Origin of the sequence: Aeromonas sp. FDAARGOS 1404, assembly GCF_019047085.1 — a bacterium.
Classification (GTDB): Bacteria; Pseudomonadota; Gammaproteobacteria; order Enterobacterales; family Aeromonadaceae; genus Aeromonas; species Aeromonas veronii.
Genome location: NZ_CP077237.1, coordinates 2542119 through 2555732, shown reverse-complemented (window position 1 = coordinate 2555732; position 13614 = coordinate 2542119). Strand labels below are relative to the sequence as shown.

The following is a 13614-nucleotide window of genomic DNA, read 5'->3' as shown; positions in this document are numbered from 1 at the left end:
AAAATATCAACACTCATATAATTAATTGATAAATAATGATTATTTAATATTTTATGCAATTTTATGAGCCTTGACCTGCCTTGAGAATGGGAGATCTCTTACAGAACGGGGGGATTAAACCGAGAATTATCTGAAAGCTATAAAAACAACGGGGAGCCCAAGCTCCCCGTTTCAACTCAAATCGACCGTATCGACTATATCAGTGCAGACCCGCCACATATTTGGAGAGGGCTTCGATATCCTGATCAGTCAGTTTCTTGGCAACGTCCCGCATCATTCCATTCGGATCGTTGTCACGCGTGCCAGCACGGAATGCAGTGAGCTGAGCCTTGATATAGGCAGGATGCTGGCCGGACAGGTTGGGATACTTCGCCTGTTCGACACCCGAGCCACGGGGACCATGGCAAGCCGTACAAGCTGCCAGACCGCGACTCATGTCACCACCCATATAGAGCGCCTTGCCCGCTTCGACCACGTCGTCAGGGACAGCGATAGGGGTAACCTTCAGGCTGGAGAAATAAGCCGCCAGGTCATCCATGTCCTGTTCCGACAAAGGTAACGCCATCGGCCCCATCACTGGCGCAACCCGGCCAATTTGACCAGAAGCGGCAGCCTTCAGTTCAACTAACTGCTTTTTGATATATGATGCGTGCTGACCAGCAATTTTGGGGTACATATCAACCAGGCTGTTTCCGTCCGGTCCATGACAAGCCGCACAAACGGCAGCCTTGGTCTGTCCCGCAGCGGCATCGCCCTTGGCTTGTGCCATCCCCGTTACGCCAACCATCAGAGCAAGAGTAATGACTAGGTTCTTCATGGCGTTCCAACTTTTCGTTATTAGGCTTCCAGATCCCATGCCGCTGAAGGCATGTTAAAATAAACGCGTTTAAGCGACGCTATTTTACACCATTTTACAAAAAAGTAACTCTATAACCCTCTATCTCCATGGGGAATTTACGTTGGATACACAAACTCTGAATTTCAATAAGGTGCATTTTGTGACCAGCGCACCCGACATCCGTCACCTGCCAAATGATGGGGGTGTCGAGATCGCGTTTGCCGGCCGTTCCAACGCCGGTAAGTCATCTGCATTGAACACCTTAACCAAACACAAGAACCTGGCACGCACCAGTAAGACACCCGGTCGTACCCAGCTGATCAACCTGTTTGAACTGGAACCGGGTAAGCGTCTTGTCGACTTGCCGGGTTATGGTTATGCGCAAGTTCCGCTGGAAATGAAGCTCAAGTGGCAAAAGTCACTGGCAGAGTATCTGCAGCGCCGTGAGTCATTGAAAGGCCTGGTGATCCTGATGGACATCCGCCACCCGCTCAAAGATACCGACATGAACATGCTGGAGTGGAGCTCGCACCGTCAGTTGCCCGTCATGCTGCTGCTGACCAAGGCTGACAAATTGAGCCCCGGCCCGCGCAACAACCAGGTGATCAAGGTGCGCCAGGCCGTTGCCAACCTTGGTTCCCAGATCCAGGTCGAAGCATTCTCCTCTCTCACCAATATAGGTGTGGAGAAGCTGGCGCAAACCCTGACCGAATGGTACGTCAGTGGTGACGATACCGACCTGCTGAACGCTGACGAACAGCAACCTGCCGAGGAGTAATCGACTCCTCGCTCTCCTTGCAATTGGCGGAGCACTCCTCCGCTGATTGAAAGGGTTTCAGATTACTGCTTTCACCTGCCTCACGACAAACACCCCGCATTCGCCTCCCCTGCTATATCCAATACTGCTTACAGTTCATATAGATAGGCAGTTAATTCACGAGGGGAATTAACCTCTAAAGACGTTGAGAGCGTTTTCAAGTTCGTTCTTTCAAAACGAACAATAATTACCAAAAGAGACAAAAATGAAATTTAATTACAAGATCTAACCGAAAGGGATAAAAATGAGGCCGGACGACAGTGATGCCATCCAGCCTGAAATAATAAATTCAAAAAATTGGGAAGAAGCTGAATCTTGAGTACCAGACGACAGGTATTCCTCAAGAAGCAGCCTCATTCTATCAAATGCATCACCAATTTAAAGCATTTACTCTAAATGGCACGCATAAAAAAACACCCCGACGAGAACCTCATCGGGGCAGCTATTCAGCCACATTCAATTACGTGAAATAAAAGGTCTGAAAGATAGAACATCTTACCTCTGTACCCTACGCAGACAACTGTACAGCAAAGCAGCAGAAAGTGAAAGTAATTTATGTAATTTAGTTTCACAGCTTACAGGTTAAGAAAAAACCTTTTAATTTCATGCAGATAAAAAAACCCCCAGTACGAATACCGGGGAGTTATAAAGGTGACTAGCTAGCACTTCCTCAACTATCTAGTTAGTCAGCGCCATTTCAAAGTAGTTCCGCTACAAAACAAAAAAACTTTGAAAAATCAGAGGTAGATTGCGCCATCTTCAGCAAACTCTTGTTCTTCAATGAGTTTTTTAGCCATATCTTCAATATCAAAACGCACACTTTCGAAGGCTCTGACGATGTCATCCTCTCTCGTCAGCGCCAGACCTGTCATTCTCTCCAGCCGCCGCTGACTGATGTAACAATCTATCAGCGCCCCCATCTGCTGGGCAGGAAAACGCACCCGCTGTTCGTCAGCCTGCCACTCCATCAGGTCGGGAAACAGAATACCCTGGTTCATATCACCCCCAAGTTACGCTTCAACTCTCTCAATACCTGTTTAGTCCCGGGACGAATTCCGCGCCACACGGTAAACGCTTCGGCGGCCTGTTCCACCAGCATGCCGAGTCCATCCATGGATTGACGGGCCCCATGCTGTTTGGCCCAACTGATAAACGCCGTATCCGAGGCGCCATACATCATGTCGTAGATGGCAATATCAGTGTGGATCAGGGCAGGGGCCAACGGCGGCAGCTCTCCTTGCAGGCTGGCAGAAGTCGAATTGATGACGAGATCGAATGGCCCTGCCAACTGCTCATAGGTCTGGGCAGTCACAGGCCCCAGATCGCAGAATTCGGCAGCCAACTGTTGCGCTTTTGTGTGGGTGCGGTTGGCGATCACCAGCTCGCTCGGCAACTCAGCCAGCAGCGGCGCCAATGCACCGCGAGCAGCGCCACCGGCACCCAGCAGCAGGATCCGGCTATCCGCCAGCGTCACACCATGGGACTTGAGATCGGCGACCAGACCGGCGCCATCGGTATTATCCCCCAGCAACACACCATCATCGGTCAGCTTGATGGTATTGACCGCGCCCGCCCGCTTGGCCCTCGGGCTCAAGCAATCGACCAGAGTGAATGCCTGCTCCTTAAAGGGAACGGTGACATTGCATCCCTTGCCCCCTTGGTCAAAGAAGGTGCGCAGGGCTTGGGCAAACTCGTCGACGGCGGGTTCAGCCAGCCCATACTCCAGCTCTTGCTGGGTTTGTCTGGCAAACAGGGTGTGAATGAAGGGGGACTTGCTGTGGCGCACCGGGTGGCCAAAAACCAGATAACGATCCATCAAAGAGTTCCATCAGAGGGCAATATTCCGATTTAACGGGTTTTCACTCTCGGGAACAAGCCGAATAACGGCCAGTAAAAAGGGACCATCATGGTCCCTCGGGTCACAGCCACTCTCGCGGCGTGAGGTAATCGGTGTAGAGCAAGGCTTCAGGAGTACCCGCCTCCGGCTGCCAGTCATACTCCCAACGTGCCAGCGGTGGCATCGACATCAGGATCGACTCGGTACGTCCGCCGGTCTGCAGCCCGAACAGGGTGCCACGGTCATACACCAGATTGAACTCCACATAACGGCCGCGACGATAGAGCTGGAACTCCCGCTCCCGCTCGCCATAGGGTAGAACCTTGCGTCGTTCAATGATCGGCAGGTAGGCATCGAGATAACCCCGACCTACCGCCTGCATAAAGACAAAGCAGTCGGCAAAGGGCCAGCGATTCAGATCGTCGAAGAAGAGACCGCCCACCCCCCGCGTCTCGTTGCGGTGTTTGAGAAAGAAGTAGCGATCGCACCAGGATTTGAACTCGGGGTAGATCTCATCACCAAAGGGCTCGCAGAGATCACGGGAGACCTGATGCCAGTGCTGCACATCCTCGGCAAACGGGTAGAAGGGCGTCAAATCGAAGCCACCGCCAAACCACCAAATAGGCTCTTCACCCTCTTTCTCGGCGATGAAGAAACGGACGTTGGCGTGGCTGGTCGGCACATAGGGGTTGTGCGGATGGATCACCAGCGACACGCCCATCGCCTCGAACTTGCGACCGGCCAACTCTGGCCGATGAGCTGTAGCAGAGGCAGGCATGGCATCGCCATAGACATGGGAGAAGTTGACACCCCCCTGCTCGATCACCGCGCCGTGGCGCAGCACGCGGGTACGTCCGCCACCACCGCCTTCACGGCTCCAGGCATCTTCCACAAAGTGTCCACTGCCATCGGCCTGCTCCAGACCACGGCAGATCTCGTCCTGCAACTGCAACAGGAAGGCCTTGACCTGGGCCACATCCGGTTTGCTCATCTTGTCTCCAGTCAGGCAGGATCGTGAACGCCCTGTCCATTTTTATAGTTAAATCAATCCGATGAGCTCACCGCTCAGCGGATTGATAGCAAATCATGACGTATCCGCCTGTTCAGGAGGGGCGAATAATGGCGCCGGTTCGGGCGTCCTTGATCTCGGATGGGTTAGCTTGACCACCCACTTCACCGGGCAGGATATAGGCTAACTTGCTTGCCAGCCGCTCACCGATATCGGCCACGCGGCGAGCCGGCTCCTCACCGGTCAGGTTGGCACTGGTAGAGACCAGAGGCTTGCCAAAGGCACGGCACAACGCCTGTACCTGAGGATGAGCCGTCACGCGCACCGCCAGTGTCTCGAACTGCCCGGTCAGCCAGGCCGGCGTCGTTGCACGGGCAGGCATGATCCAGGTAAAGGGGCCGGGCCAGCTGGCTTCAACCCGAGCCAGTTGCTCACCGCTAAGTTGGCTCAGATCGATGTAGTCCTGCAGCTGTGCCATGTCGGCAGCAATCAGGATCAACCCCTTCTCTACCGGACGCTGCTTGATGGCCAGCAGTCGCTGCACCGCCACCTCGGAGTCGGGATCACATCCCAGACCAAACACGGCCTCGGTCGCATAAGCAATCACCCCTTCCTGCAGGAGGGCGGCAACCGCCTGTTCAAATTCATTTGGCATAGGAAAAATGCGGCAGCCTGGCTGCCGCCTCGTCACTTAGTAGCAAGTTGAATCCGTATGGCGGCGACCATGGCAAAGTGACGTGTTGCTGTTGCACAGGAAAATACGACACATCCGGATCGCCACCTATTCACTTACTTGAGTTGAGCCTGCAGGGCGGCATCCTTGGCCATCACCTCTTCGGCATTCTTCTGGCGTTCGGCCCGAACCTTGGCCGCCAGTTCATCATCGGCTACTGCCAGCATCTGGGCTGCCAGATAACCTGCGTTTTTGGCACCGGCTTTGCCGATCGCCACGGTCGCCACCGGTACACCACCCGGCATCTGCACGGTGGAGAGCAACGCATCCAGCCCCTTGAGCGGGCCACCATCGATGGGCACCCCGATCACAGGACGAGTCGTGATGCCGGCTACGGCACCCGCCAGATGCGCCGCCAGACCGGCAGCACAGATAAAGACCTTGCAGCCACGGGCCTCGGCATCGGTCACATACTGATGGGTCGCAGCCGGCGTGCGGTGCGCGGAGGTGACTTTGACTTCCACTGCGATATCAAATGACTTGAGCACCTCGAGGGTGGTCTGCATCACGGGGAAATCAGAATCAGAGCCCATCAATACGGCAACAAAGGGTTTATTCATGGTGGGAATTTCCTTACTCCAAGTGGGGGGTTGAAGTTCACCGAAAACGTTTCAATCCGGTTGCGGCGGCGGGATTATACCCGCTCACTTTGGTGGCCGCATTTCTTTTGCGGACAGACCCAACGCAGAGTTCCCCTCACTTTTTTCTCAACCATGATGCCCCAGCCACACTCGGGGCAGGGCATGGGGATCGGTTTGTCGTTCACCACATATTTGCAGTGTGGATAGCCATCACAGGAGTAAAACTGCTTGCCGTAGCGGGAGGTACGACTCACCAGATGACCCTTGCCGCACTCGGGGCAGAGGATCTGGGTATCATCGCTCTCCTGCAGGGATTCGATGTGCTGACAGGCTGGATACTGGGTACAACCGACAAACAGACCGTAACGCCCCTTCTTGATCGCCAACGGCTCTCCGCAATCGGGACAGGCAGAGCCTTCGAGCACCTTTTCGATGTCGCGGCCGGATGGCGTCAGGGAGCGTATGTAATCACAGGCAGGATAGGCAGAACAGCCAAGAAAGGGGCCATGTTTGCCCTGGCGGATCACCAGCTCGGCCCCGCACTGCGGGCACGGCTCGCGCTCGAAGGCATGTTCGTGGGCTGAAAAGAGGTGATGATCGATTTTTGACATGGGCCGCGCCTTGAAATCCAGATGGCCTGAATTCTACCAGCGCGGCACCGGACTGTCAGTGAATGACGCCGTCTGACTCATCAAACACCAGCTCTTCCATCTGCTGGTAGGCATTTTCACTGCCCGGTACGTTGAACAGCACCATCATGACGACCCACTTCAGGTCATCCAGCTCGATATCCGGCTTGTCCAGCTCGAGCAGGCGCTCGATACAGATCTCGCGGGTTTCGGCATTCAGCACTTGAGCCTGTTCCAGAAAGAGCAGGAAGCCGCGGCACTCGGTGCTGAGGCGCGCCAGCTCTTGCGGAGCATAGATACGCATCGAGCCTTGCGCGCTGGCGGTAACATAGACCTCCCGCTCGCTATCGTGCAGATTGGCCAGCCGCTCCAGCCAGTCGAGCGCCTTGTCGATCTCTTCTTTATCGAAACCGGCCCGGCTCAACTCGTCGGTGAGCTCATCCTGCTCGACCATCACATCTGCATCGCTGTGGATGTAGGTCTCGAAAAGGTACATCAATACATCAAACATGATTCGCCCTCCTCGCTCTGACGTATCCACCGGCTACCGCCATCACTGCACCGGCCAGCTCCAGCTCTACCAACCTGCCCAATACCACTTCGACAGGAAGCTGGGCCCGCTCGGCAACGGTATCCACGCTCGTGGTCTCATAATCTACGTTATCCAACAAATCGGCATAAGGCAATTCGCTATTATGCGGTTGCTCAGATGGTATGACCAACGGATCTGGCCGTGCGACCCACTCTGGCAGCTCTTCCACTATATCGGCAGCACTCAGCACAAGTTTGGCCCCCTGCTGAATTAATCTGTTGCACCCTATCGCCTGGGCATTTTGCGGGGCGCCGGGTACCGCAAACACTTCGCGCCCCTGTTCAAGCGCATAACGGGCGGTGATCAGCGAACCGCTCTGCTCGGTCGCCTCCACCACCAGAGTTCCCAGCGACAGACCACTGATAATACGGTTGCGACGAGGAAAATGTTCAGCCAGCGGCCCTTTATCCGGCGCCAGCTCGGAGATAAGCAAACCACCACTCTCCAGAATCTGACCTGCCAGCCCCTGGTGGCGTTTGGGGTAGAGGCAATCCAGCCCGGACCCCAACACGGCAAGGGTAATACCGCCACAAGCCAGCGCCTGCTGATGGCAGACACCATCGATACCGAGCGCAAGGCCCGAGGTGATGGCTAACCCGCATCCAACCAGCTCGCTACAGAGGCGGGACGCATTATCTTTACCTGCATAGGTAGGATGGCGTGTCCCCACCATTGCCAGCTGGGGTAGCGACAGCGCAGCAAGATCGCCACGACAGTAGAGCAACAGGGGTGCCGCGGGAATTTCCCGCAACAAGGGTGGATAAATCGGGTGATCTTGCGGAATAAGGAGATTGTCAGGCAAAGCGGTCCAAGCCAGGGTCTGCTCAACCACTGGCGAGGGCCAGCGCAGTTGTTTGATCTGCTCTGACGATAACCCCATACCATGCAATTGCGCTTCATCGCTCTGGAACAGGGCATCAATACTTCCCCCGGCCCGCTCCAACAGACGTGCAGCGGTCACCGGACCAATACCGGTGACCGCATCGAGAGTTAGCCAGAGCGCCAGACGCGCGTCGGGGTAGTTCACGTCAGAAGTGAGTGACCTGATAGCCCGCACTCACCATGTCGTTACTCTGCATGATGAGACCGTAACTCAGCTTGTCATACACCTTGAACAACATGACACGGGCAATTGCTTCAGAGGGCAGTGGTGCCTTCTTGTTACTGCTGTAAAACACCCGGTTAAAAACCGACGAGAGTTCCTTGTACTGTACATCGCCATTCTTGGTGACCAGGGCAGCACCGGGTCGTCTGACATCCAGTACATCCCCGGCGACCAGTTGATCGCGGCCGCCCCGGTTGATCAATACCACATCAAACTTGCCACCGCCCCGGGTCTTGTTCGGCAAATCGATGATATAGCCCGGTGTGATGGTAGGTGCCGCTTTCGGTGTGAAGACGGCGGGCATGTTCTCCTGAGCCGGCAGCGGCATCACCTTGTCGCCCTGCAGCACTTCGCGCTGGTTATGAGTCAGAGTCACCTCGGTCCGATCGCCATCAAGACGCGCCACGGCCCGCACCACACCGGCAAAGATCGCCTCCTGGCCCAGCAGTTCACCGGTTTCGCGATCCTTGTAGACCACTCCGGGGTGATAAATGCCATAGACCTGCCCCGGTGTCAGGGAGCCCTGTACATAGAGGGTGTCCCCCTCCAGCATGCCGATATGTTTCTGATCCGACCCCAGCAGATACGGCAAGGTTTTCTGCTGCTGGTTGTCAGCCAGAATATGGTCGGTTTGCAGGAAGGGGCCGATCTCGCTGATAGGCAGGGTCGGAATGGGGTTGGCCTTGTTCTCGTAACGGGTTTTCGGGCCGAGACGGATGACTTGCTTGCCACCCTGCATCGCCTTGCCGAGCCGGGGTTCACCATTGATCCAGCTCAGATGCAGTACATCACCGGGGTAGATCCAGTGAGGATTGGCAATCTGCGGATTGATGTTCCAGAGGTGGGGCCAGAGCCAGGGTTCGGAAAGATACTTGCCGGAGATATCCCACAGGGTGTCGCCTTTTTGCACTACATAACTTTCGGGGTAACCCGCTTTCAGCCTCAGCTGATCGGCCAGTGCTGCCTGACTCACGGTCACCAGCAGGCAGGCGAGGATGGTTTGCTTCAGATACATAACACTCCCTGTTACTTCTGTACGCAAAGTGTTGCTGTTTTTTGTCGGCGTAAATGACTAGAATTACGCCAATATTGACTGCATTTATACGAAACTAAAGAAAAAACTATGGCCATTCTAGATGTATTGCGTTTTCCCGATGAGCGCCTGCGCACCGTTGCAGCCCCTGTCGAGACCTTTACACCCGAGTTACAACAGATTGTAGATGATATGTTCGAAACCATGTACGCGGAGGAAGGCATTGGCCTGGCCGCGACTCAGGTCGACATTCACCAGCGCATCATAGTGATCGATGTCTCTGAAAACCGTGAAGATCCTCTGGTATTGATCAATCCGGAGGTCATCGAGCAGTGCGGCAGCACCGGCATTGAAGAGGGTTGCCTCTCCGTGCCCGGCAGCCGTGCTCTGGTGCCTCGCGCTGAACAGATCAAAATCCGCGCCCTGGATCGCCACGGCAAGCCGTTCGAGCTGGAAGCCGACGATCTGCTCGCCATCTGCATCCAGCATGAGATGGATCATCTGGTCGGCAAGCTGTTTGTGGATTACTTGTCCCCGCTCAAGCGCCAGCGCATTCGCCAGAAGCTGGAAAAGATGGCCCGTGAAGATCGCAAAGTCCTCTGAGGATCTGCCCCATTGAATAAGCTGAAACTGATTTTTGCCGGTACTCCCGACTTCGCCGCCCGTCACCTGGCGGCGTTGTTGTCTTCCGACCACGAGGTCGTTGCCGTTTATACCCAGCCTGACAAGCCTGCTGGCCGTGGCCAGAAGCTCACCGCCAGCCCGGTCAAAGAGCTGGCACTGGCCCACAACCTGCCGGTTTACCAACCTGCTTCTCTGCGCAAGGAAGAGGCACAAGCCGAACTGGCCGCCCTTGGCGCCGACCTGATGGTGGTGGTTGCCTATGGCCTGATCCTACCCAAGGTGGTGCTCGATACCCCGCGTCTGGGCTGCATCAACGTCCATGGCTCCCTGTTGCCCCGCTGGCGCGGTGCCGCACCGATCCAGCGCTCTATCTGGGCAGGCGATGCCGAAACTGGCGTCACCATCATGCAGATGGATGTGGGACTGGATACTGGCGCCATGATCCGCAAGGTAAGCTGCCCCATCGCCGCCGACGAGACCTCCGCCAGCCTCTATGACAAATTGGCCGAGCTGGGCCCGCAGGCTCTGGTCGACACCATCAATGCCATGGCCGCCGGTGAAACCGCTGCTGAGGCACAAGATGATGCGCTGGCCAACTACGCCGAAAAGCTCTCCAAGGAAGAGGCCCGCATCGACTGGTCGATGGAGGCTGTTGCCATCGAACGCTGCATCCGCTCGTTCAACCCCTGGCCCATCAGCTGGTTTGAAGTGGCTGACCAGACCGTCAAGGTATGGCAAGCCGCCGTCATTGACAGCGACCACGGCCAACCCGCCGGCACCCTGCTCAAAGCCGACAAGCAGGGGATCGATATCGCCACCGGCAAAGGGGTTCTGCGCCTGCTGACCCTACAACCGCCCGGCAAGAAGGCGATGTCCGTTTCGGATCTGCTCAACTCTCGCCGCGACTGGTTTGAACCCGGCACGCAATTGAATTGAACTGGATTGAATTGACACAAGCGGGGCCCAGGCCCCGACTTGCGCATCTAAGGTAACTCTATGAAAACACGTGCACAGGCCGCTCTCGTTATTCAACAGGTGCTGGATCAGGGTCAATCCCTCTCCGCTGTTCTGCCTGCTGCCCAGGAGAAGGTTGCACCTCGCGATCGCGCTCTCCTGCAAGAACTCTGCTACGGCACCCTGCGCTGGCTACCCCGCCTCGATGCGGCAGTCAACGAGATGATGGACAAACCGCTCAAGAACAAGAGCCGCATTTTCCACTACCTCATCCTGGTCGGTCTCTATCAGCTCATCTACACCCGCATTCCGGCTCACGCCGCGGTGGCCGAGACCGTCAATGCCGTCAAACTGCTCAAGGGCACCTCCCTGCGTGGCCTCATCAACGGCGTGCTGCGCAACTTCCAGCGCAGCGCCGAAGTCATTTTGCTGCGTATCGACCGCGTTCCCAGCATTCGCCTCGGTCATCCGGAGTGGCTCACCAAGCGCCTGCGTCAGGCCTATCACGATGAGTGGGAATTCATCATGGAGGCGAACAACCAGCGCCCCCCCATGTGGATCCGCAACAACAGCCAGCGCCAGAGCCGCGATGCCATGCTGGCTCGCATGGCCGAAGCCGGCATCAATGCCGTGGCCGGTGAAGAGGGCGAGGATTGCATCCTGCTGGAGCGTCCCTGCGATGTGACCAAGCTGCCTGGCTTCGAGGTCGGTGACTGCTCGGTACAGGATGGTGCAGCACAACAGGCTGCCGCCCTGCTCGACCCGCAACCGGGTGAATGGGTGCTGGATGCCTGCGCCGCCCCCGGCGGCAAGACCGCCCACCTGCTGGAGCGTCAGCCCAAGCTGGCTGGCGTGGTTGCCGTTGATGCCGACGAGAACCGCCTCAAGCGGGTGCAGGAGAACCTGGATCGCATCGGCCTGACCGCCAAAGTGATCCACGGCGATGCCGCGGCACCGGAACAGTGGTGGCCGGAGGGCCAGTTCGACCGCATCCTGCTGGATGCCCCCTGCTCCGCCACTGGTGTTATCCGTCGCCACCCCGACATCAAGTGGTTGCGCCGTGATCAGGACATCCGCGAGCTGGCCGAGCTGCAGCGCCGTATTCTGAACGCCCTCTGGGGCAAGCTGAAAAGCGGCGGCACCCTGCTCTACGCCACCTGCTCCGTCCTGCCGGAAGAGAACCGCGACCAGATCCGCGCCTTCCTTGCCGCGACCAAAGATGCCAAATTGGTACCGTTGCACGAACAGGACACCCCGGACTGCCCGGGTCGCCAGTTCCTGCCGGGTGAAGCCGAGATGGATGGCTTCTACTACGCCAAGCTGGTCAAGCTGTGACGCTGACATGCTTCTTCCGGGGCAATCGCCATGCAGGCGAAATGTCCCTTTACTGCCTCAACGTGAGTAGACGTTCCCTATGAAGATCATCATTTTGGGAGCCGGCCAGGTCGGCGGCACTCTGGCCGAGAACCTGGCTGGGGAGAACAACGACATCACCATCGTCGACACCGACAGCGAACGCCTGCGCGAACTGCAGGACAAGTTTGACCTGCGGGTGGTCAACGGTCACGGCGCCCACCCCAAGGTGCTGCGCGAAGCGGGGGCTCAGGATGCCGACATGCTGGTCGCCGTCACCAACAGTGACGAGACCAACATGATCGCCTGTCAGGTGGCCTACTCCCTGTTCAACACCCCGAACAAGGTGGCGCGGATCCGCTCGCCAGCCTATCTGACCGAGCGGGATCGCCTGTTTCTGCCGGAATCGGTACCAGTGGACCACCTGATCGCGCCGGAGCAGCTGGTGACCGACTATGTGCGTCGCCTGATCGAATATCCGGGCGCCCTGCAAGTGGTTGATTTTGCAGGTGGCCGCGTCGGTTTGGTAGCGGTCAAGGCCTACTACGGTGGCCCGCTGGTAGGCAACGCCCTCTCCACCCTGCGCGAGCACATGCCCAACATCGAGACCCGGGTAGCGGCCATCTTCCGTCAGGGCCGCCCGATCCGTCCGCAAGGCACCACCATCATCGAAGCGGATGACGAGGTCTTCTTCGTCGCCGCCGCGGGCCATATCCGGGCCGTGATGTCGGAGCTGCAGCGCCTCGAGAGCCCCTACCGACGCATCATGATCGTCGGTGGTGGCAACATCGGCGCGGGTCTCGCCCGCCAGCTGGAGAAGCGCTACAGCGTCAAGCTCATCGAGCGCAACCAGAAGCGGGCGGAGCAGCTCTCCGAACTGCTGGAGAACACCATCGTCTTCTGTGGCGATGCGGCGGATCAGGAGCTGCTGGCCGAGGAGCACATCGACCAGATCGACGTCTTCATCGCCGTGACCAACGAGGATGAGGCCAACATCATGTCGGCGCTGCTCGCCAAGAAGATGGGCGCCAAGAAGACCATGGTGCTGATCCAGCGCGGCGCCTACGTCGATCTGGTGCAGGGCGGTTCCATCGATATCGCCATCTCGCCCCAGCAGGCCACCATCTCGGCCCTGCTGACACACGTGCGTCGGGCCGATATCGCCAACGTGTACAGCCTGCGCCGCGGCGCGGCCGAGGCGATCGAGGCGATTGCCCACGGTGATGAGAACACCTCCAAGGTGGTCGGCAAGACGGTGGGCGAGCTCAAGCTGCCGCCGGGCACCACTATCGGTGCCGTAGTGCGCGGGGATGAGGTGCTGATCGCCCACGATCGCACCAAGATCCAGCAGGATGACCACGTGGTCATGTTCCTGGTGGACAAGAAGTACATCCCGGAAGTGGAGCGGCTGTTCCAGCCAAGCCCCTTCTTCCTGTAACGTCTTCATGCGCACAGGCTGTCAAACCAGACCCGGCTCAGCTCCCCCAAGGGGATGGTCCGGGTCTTTTG

General features: G+C 57.3%; 15 protein-coding genes. 5 read left to right on the top strand and 10 right to left on the bottom strand.

From position 1 onward, the window contains the following. Positions 1–199: 199 nt before the first annotated feature. Positions 200–817, bottom strand: coding sequence for a cytochrome c (locus tag I6L34_RS11865; protein WP_005339710.1), 618 nt, complete (start codon positions 815–817; stop codon positions 200–202). A gap of 142 nt (positions 818–959) precedes the next feature. Here I6L34_RS11865 and yihA point away from each other — a divergent pair, with 142 nt between their 5' ends. Next, entirely contained in the window at positions 960–1616 is a 657-nt protein-coding gene (yihA, locus tag I6L34_RS11860) for a ribosome biogenesis GTP-binding protein YihA/YsxC (protein WP_005339709.1), read from the top strand. 776 nt (positions 1617–2392) lie between these two features. Here yihA and I6L34_RS11855 read toward each other — a convergent pair. The 9 genes from I6L34_RS11855 to I6L34_RS11815 all read right to left on the bottom strand — a co-directional run bounded on the left by I6L34_RS11855 (position 2393) and on the right by I6L34_RS11815 (position 9156). Then, positions 2393–2653, bottom strand: a complete 261-nt coding sequence (locus tag I6L34_RS11855) for a DUF1488 domain-containing protein (RefSeq protein WP_216954742.1) — start codon at positions 2651–2653, stop codon at positions 2393–2395. Continuing rightward, positions 2650–3471, bottom strand: coding sequence for a shikimate dehydrogenase (gene aroE / locus I6L34_RS11850; RefSeq protein ID WP_058056229.1), 822 nt, complete (start codon positions 3469–3471; stop codon positions 2650–2652). Before aroE ends, I6L34_RS11855 begins: the two co-directional genes overlap by 4 nt. Before the next feature lie 103 nt (positions 3472–3574). Further along, on the bottom strand, positions 3575–4483 hold the full coding sequence (gene hemF, locus I6L34_RS11845; RefSeq protein ID WP_058056230.1) for an oxygen-dependent coproporphyrinogen oxidase: 909 nt from the start codon (positions 4481–4483) through the stop codon (positions 3575–3577). Between the two features lie 112 nt (positions 4484–4595). Further along, a complete protein-coding gene (locus tag I6L34_RS11840) occupies positions 4596–5156 on the bottom strand; it encodes a Sua5/YciO/YrdC/YwlC family protein (protein ID WP_058056231.1) in 561 nt (186 codons plus the stop codon). Positions 5157–5290: 134 nt separating this feature from the next. After that, positions 5291–5794 carry a 5-(carboxyamino)imidazole ribonucleotide mutase gene (purE, locus tag I6L34_RS11835; RefSeq protein ID WP_005339704.1) on the bottom strand — a complete coding sequence of 168 codons (504 nt, stop codon included), beginning with the start codon at positions 5792–5794 and terminating at the stop codon, positions 5291–5293. Positions 5795–5868: 74 nt separating this feature from the next. Beyond that, a complete protein-coding gene (locus tag I6L34_RS11830) occupies positions 5869–6426 on the bottom strand; it encodes a type I DNA topoisomerase (protein WP_058056232.1) in 558 nt (185 codons plus the stop codon). Between the two features lie 55 nt (positions 6427–6481). After that, complete coding sequence (locus tag I6L34_RS11825; RefSeq protein ID WP_005339699.1) at positions 6482–6955, bottom strand: DUF494 family protein; 474 nt, start codon at positions 6953–6955, stop codon at positions 6482–6484. Continuing rightward, entirely contained in the window at positions 6948–8063 is a 1116-nt protein-coding gene (gene dprA / locus I6L34_RS11820; protein ID WP_058056233.1) for a DNA-processing protein DprA, read from the bottom strand. Before dprA ends, I6L34_RS11825 begins: the two co-directional genes overlap by 8 nt. A 1-nt stretch (position 8064) precedes the next feature. Next, the gene (locus I6L34_RS11815; RefSeq protein WP_058058968.1) at positions 8065–9156 is read right to left on the bottom strand and encodes a LysM peptidoglycan-binding domain-containing protein; all 1092 of its coding nucleotides are present in this window, start codon (positions 9154–9156) and stop codon (positions 8065–8067) included. A 108-nt stretch (positions 9157–9264) separates the two neighbouring features. On the opposite strand from I6L34_RS11815, the gene def reads away from it, so the two are divergent. The 4 genes from def (at position 9265) to trkA (ending at position 13543) form a co-directional block, all read left to right on the top strand. After that, entirely contained in the window at positions 9265–9777 is a 513-nt protein-coding gene (gene def, locus I6L34_RS11810; RefSeq protein WP_005339694.1) for a peptide deformylase, read from the top strand. Positions 9778–9789: 12 nt separating this feature from the next. After that, entirely contained in the window at positions 9790–10734 is a 945-nt protein-coding gene (fmt, locus tag I6L34_RS11805; protein WP_005357507.1) for a methionyl-tRNA formyltransferase, read from the top strand. A 60-nt stretch (positions 10735–10794) separates the two neighbouring features. Beyond that, positions 10795–12087: a 16S rRNA (cytosine(967)-C(5))-methyltransferase RsmB gene (gene rsmB / locus I6L34_RS11800; RefSeq protein WP_005341964.1), complete on the top strand. Its 1293-nt coding sequence runs from the start codon at positions 10795–10797 to the stop codon at positions 12085–12087. 79 nt (positions 12088–12166) lie between these two features. Next, positions 12167–13543 (top strand): Trk system potassium transporter TrkA, encoded by a 1377-nt coding sequence (gene trkA / locus I6L34_RS11795; protein WP_005339689.1) that lies wholly within the window; start codon positions 12167–12169, stop codon positions 13541–13543. The last annotated feature ends 71 nt before the right edge of the window (positions 13544–13614 follow it).

Excerpts from the sequence above, each read along its gene's own strand:
- I6L34_RS11815 (WP_058058968.1), bottom strand. The coding sequence starts at position 9,156 with ATGTATCTGAAGCAAACCATCCTCGCCTGCCTGCTGGTGACCGTGAGT.
- purE (WP_005339704.1), bottom strand. The coding sequence starts at position 5,794 with ATGAATAAACCCTTTGTTGCCGTATTGATGGGCTCTGATTCTGATTTC.
- I6L34_RS11830 (WP_058056232.1), bottom strand. The coding sequence starts at position 6,426 with ATGTCAAAAATCGATCATCACCTCTTTTCAGCCCACGAACATGCCTTC.
- trkA (WP_005339689.1), top strand. The coding sequence starts at position 12,167 with ATGAAGATCATCATTTTGGGAGCCGGCCAGGTCGGCGGCACTCTGGCC.
- hemF (WP_058056230.1), bottom strand. The coding sequence starts at position 4,483 with ATGAGCAAACCGGATGTGGCCCAGGTCAAGGCCTTCCTGTTGCAGTTG.
- aroE (WP_058056229.1), bottom strand. The coding sequence starts at position 3,471 with ATGGATCGTTATCTGGTTTTTGGCCACCCGGTGCGCCACAGCAAGTCC.
- I6L34_RS11865 (WP_005339710.1), bottom strand. The coding sequence starts at position 817 with ATGAAGAACCTAGTCATTACTCTTGCTCTGATGGTTGGCGTAACGGGG.
- def (WP_005339694.1), top strand. The coding sequence starts at position 9,265 with ATGGCCATTCTAGATGTATTGCGTTTTCCCGATGAGCGCCTGCGCACC.
- I6L34_RS11855 (WP_216954742.1), bottom strand. The coding sequence starts at position 2,653 with ATGAACCAGGGTATTCTGTTTCCCGACCTGATGGAGTGGCAGGCTGAC.
- I6L34_RS11825 (WP_005339699.1), bottom strand. The coding sequence starts at position 6,955 with ATGTTTGATGTATTGATGTACCTTTTCGAGACCTACATCCACAGCGAT.
- I6L34_RS11840 (WP_058056231.1), bottom strand. The coding sequence starts at position 5,156 with ATGCCAAATGAATTTGAACAGGCGGTTGCCGCCCTCCTGCAGGAAGGG.
- rsmB (WP_005341964.1), top strand. The coding sequence starts at position 10,795 with ATGAAAACACGTGCACAGGCCGCTCTCGTTATTCAACAGGTGCTGGAT.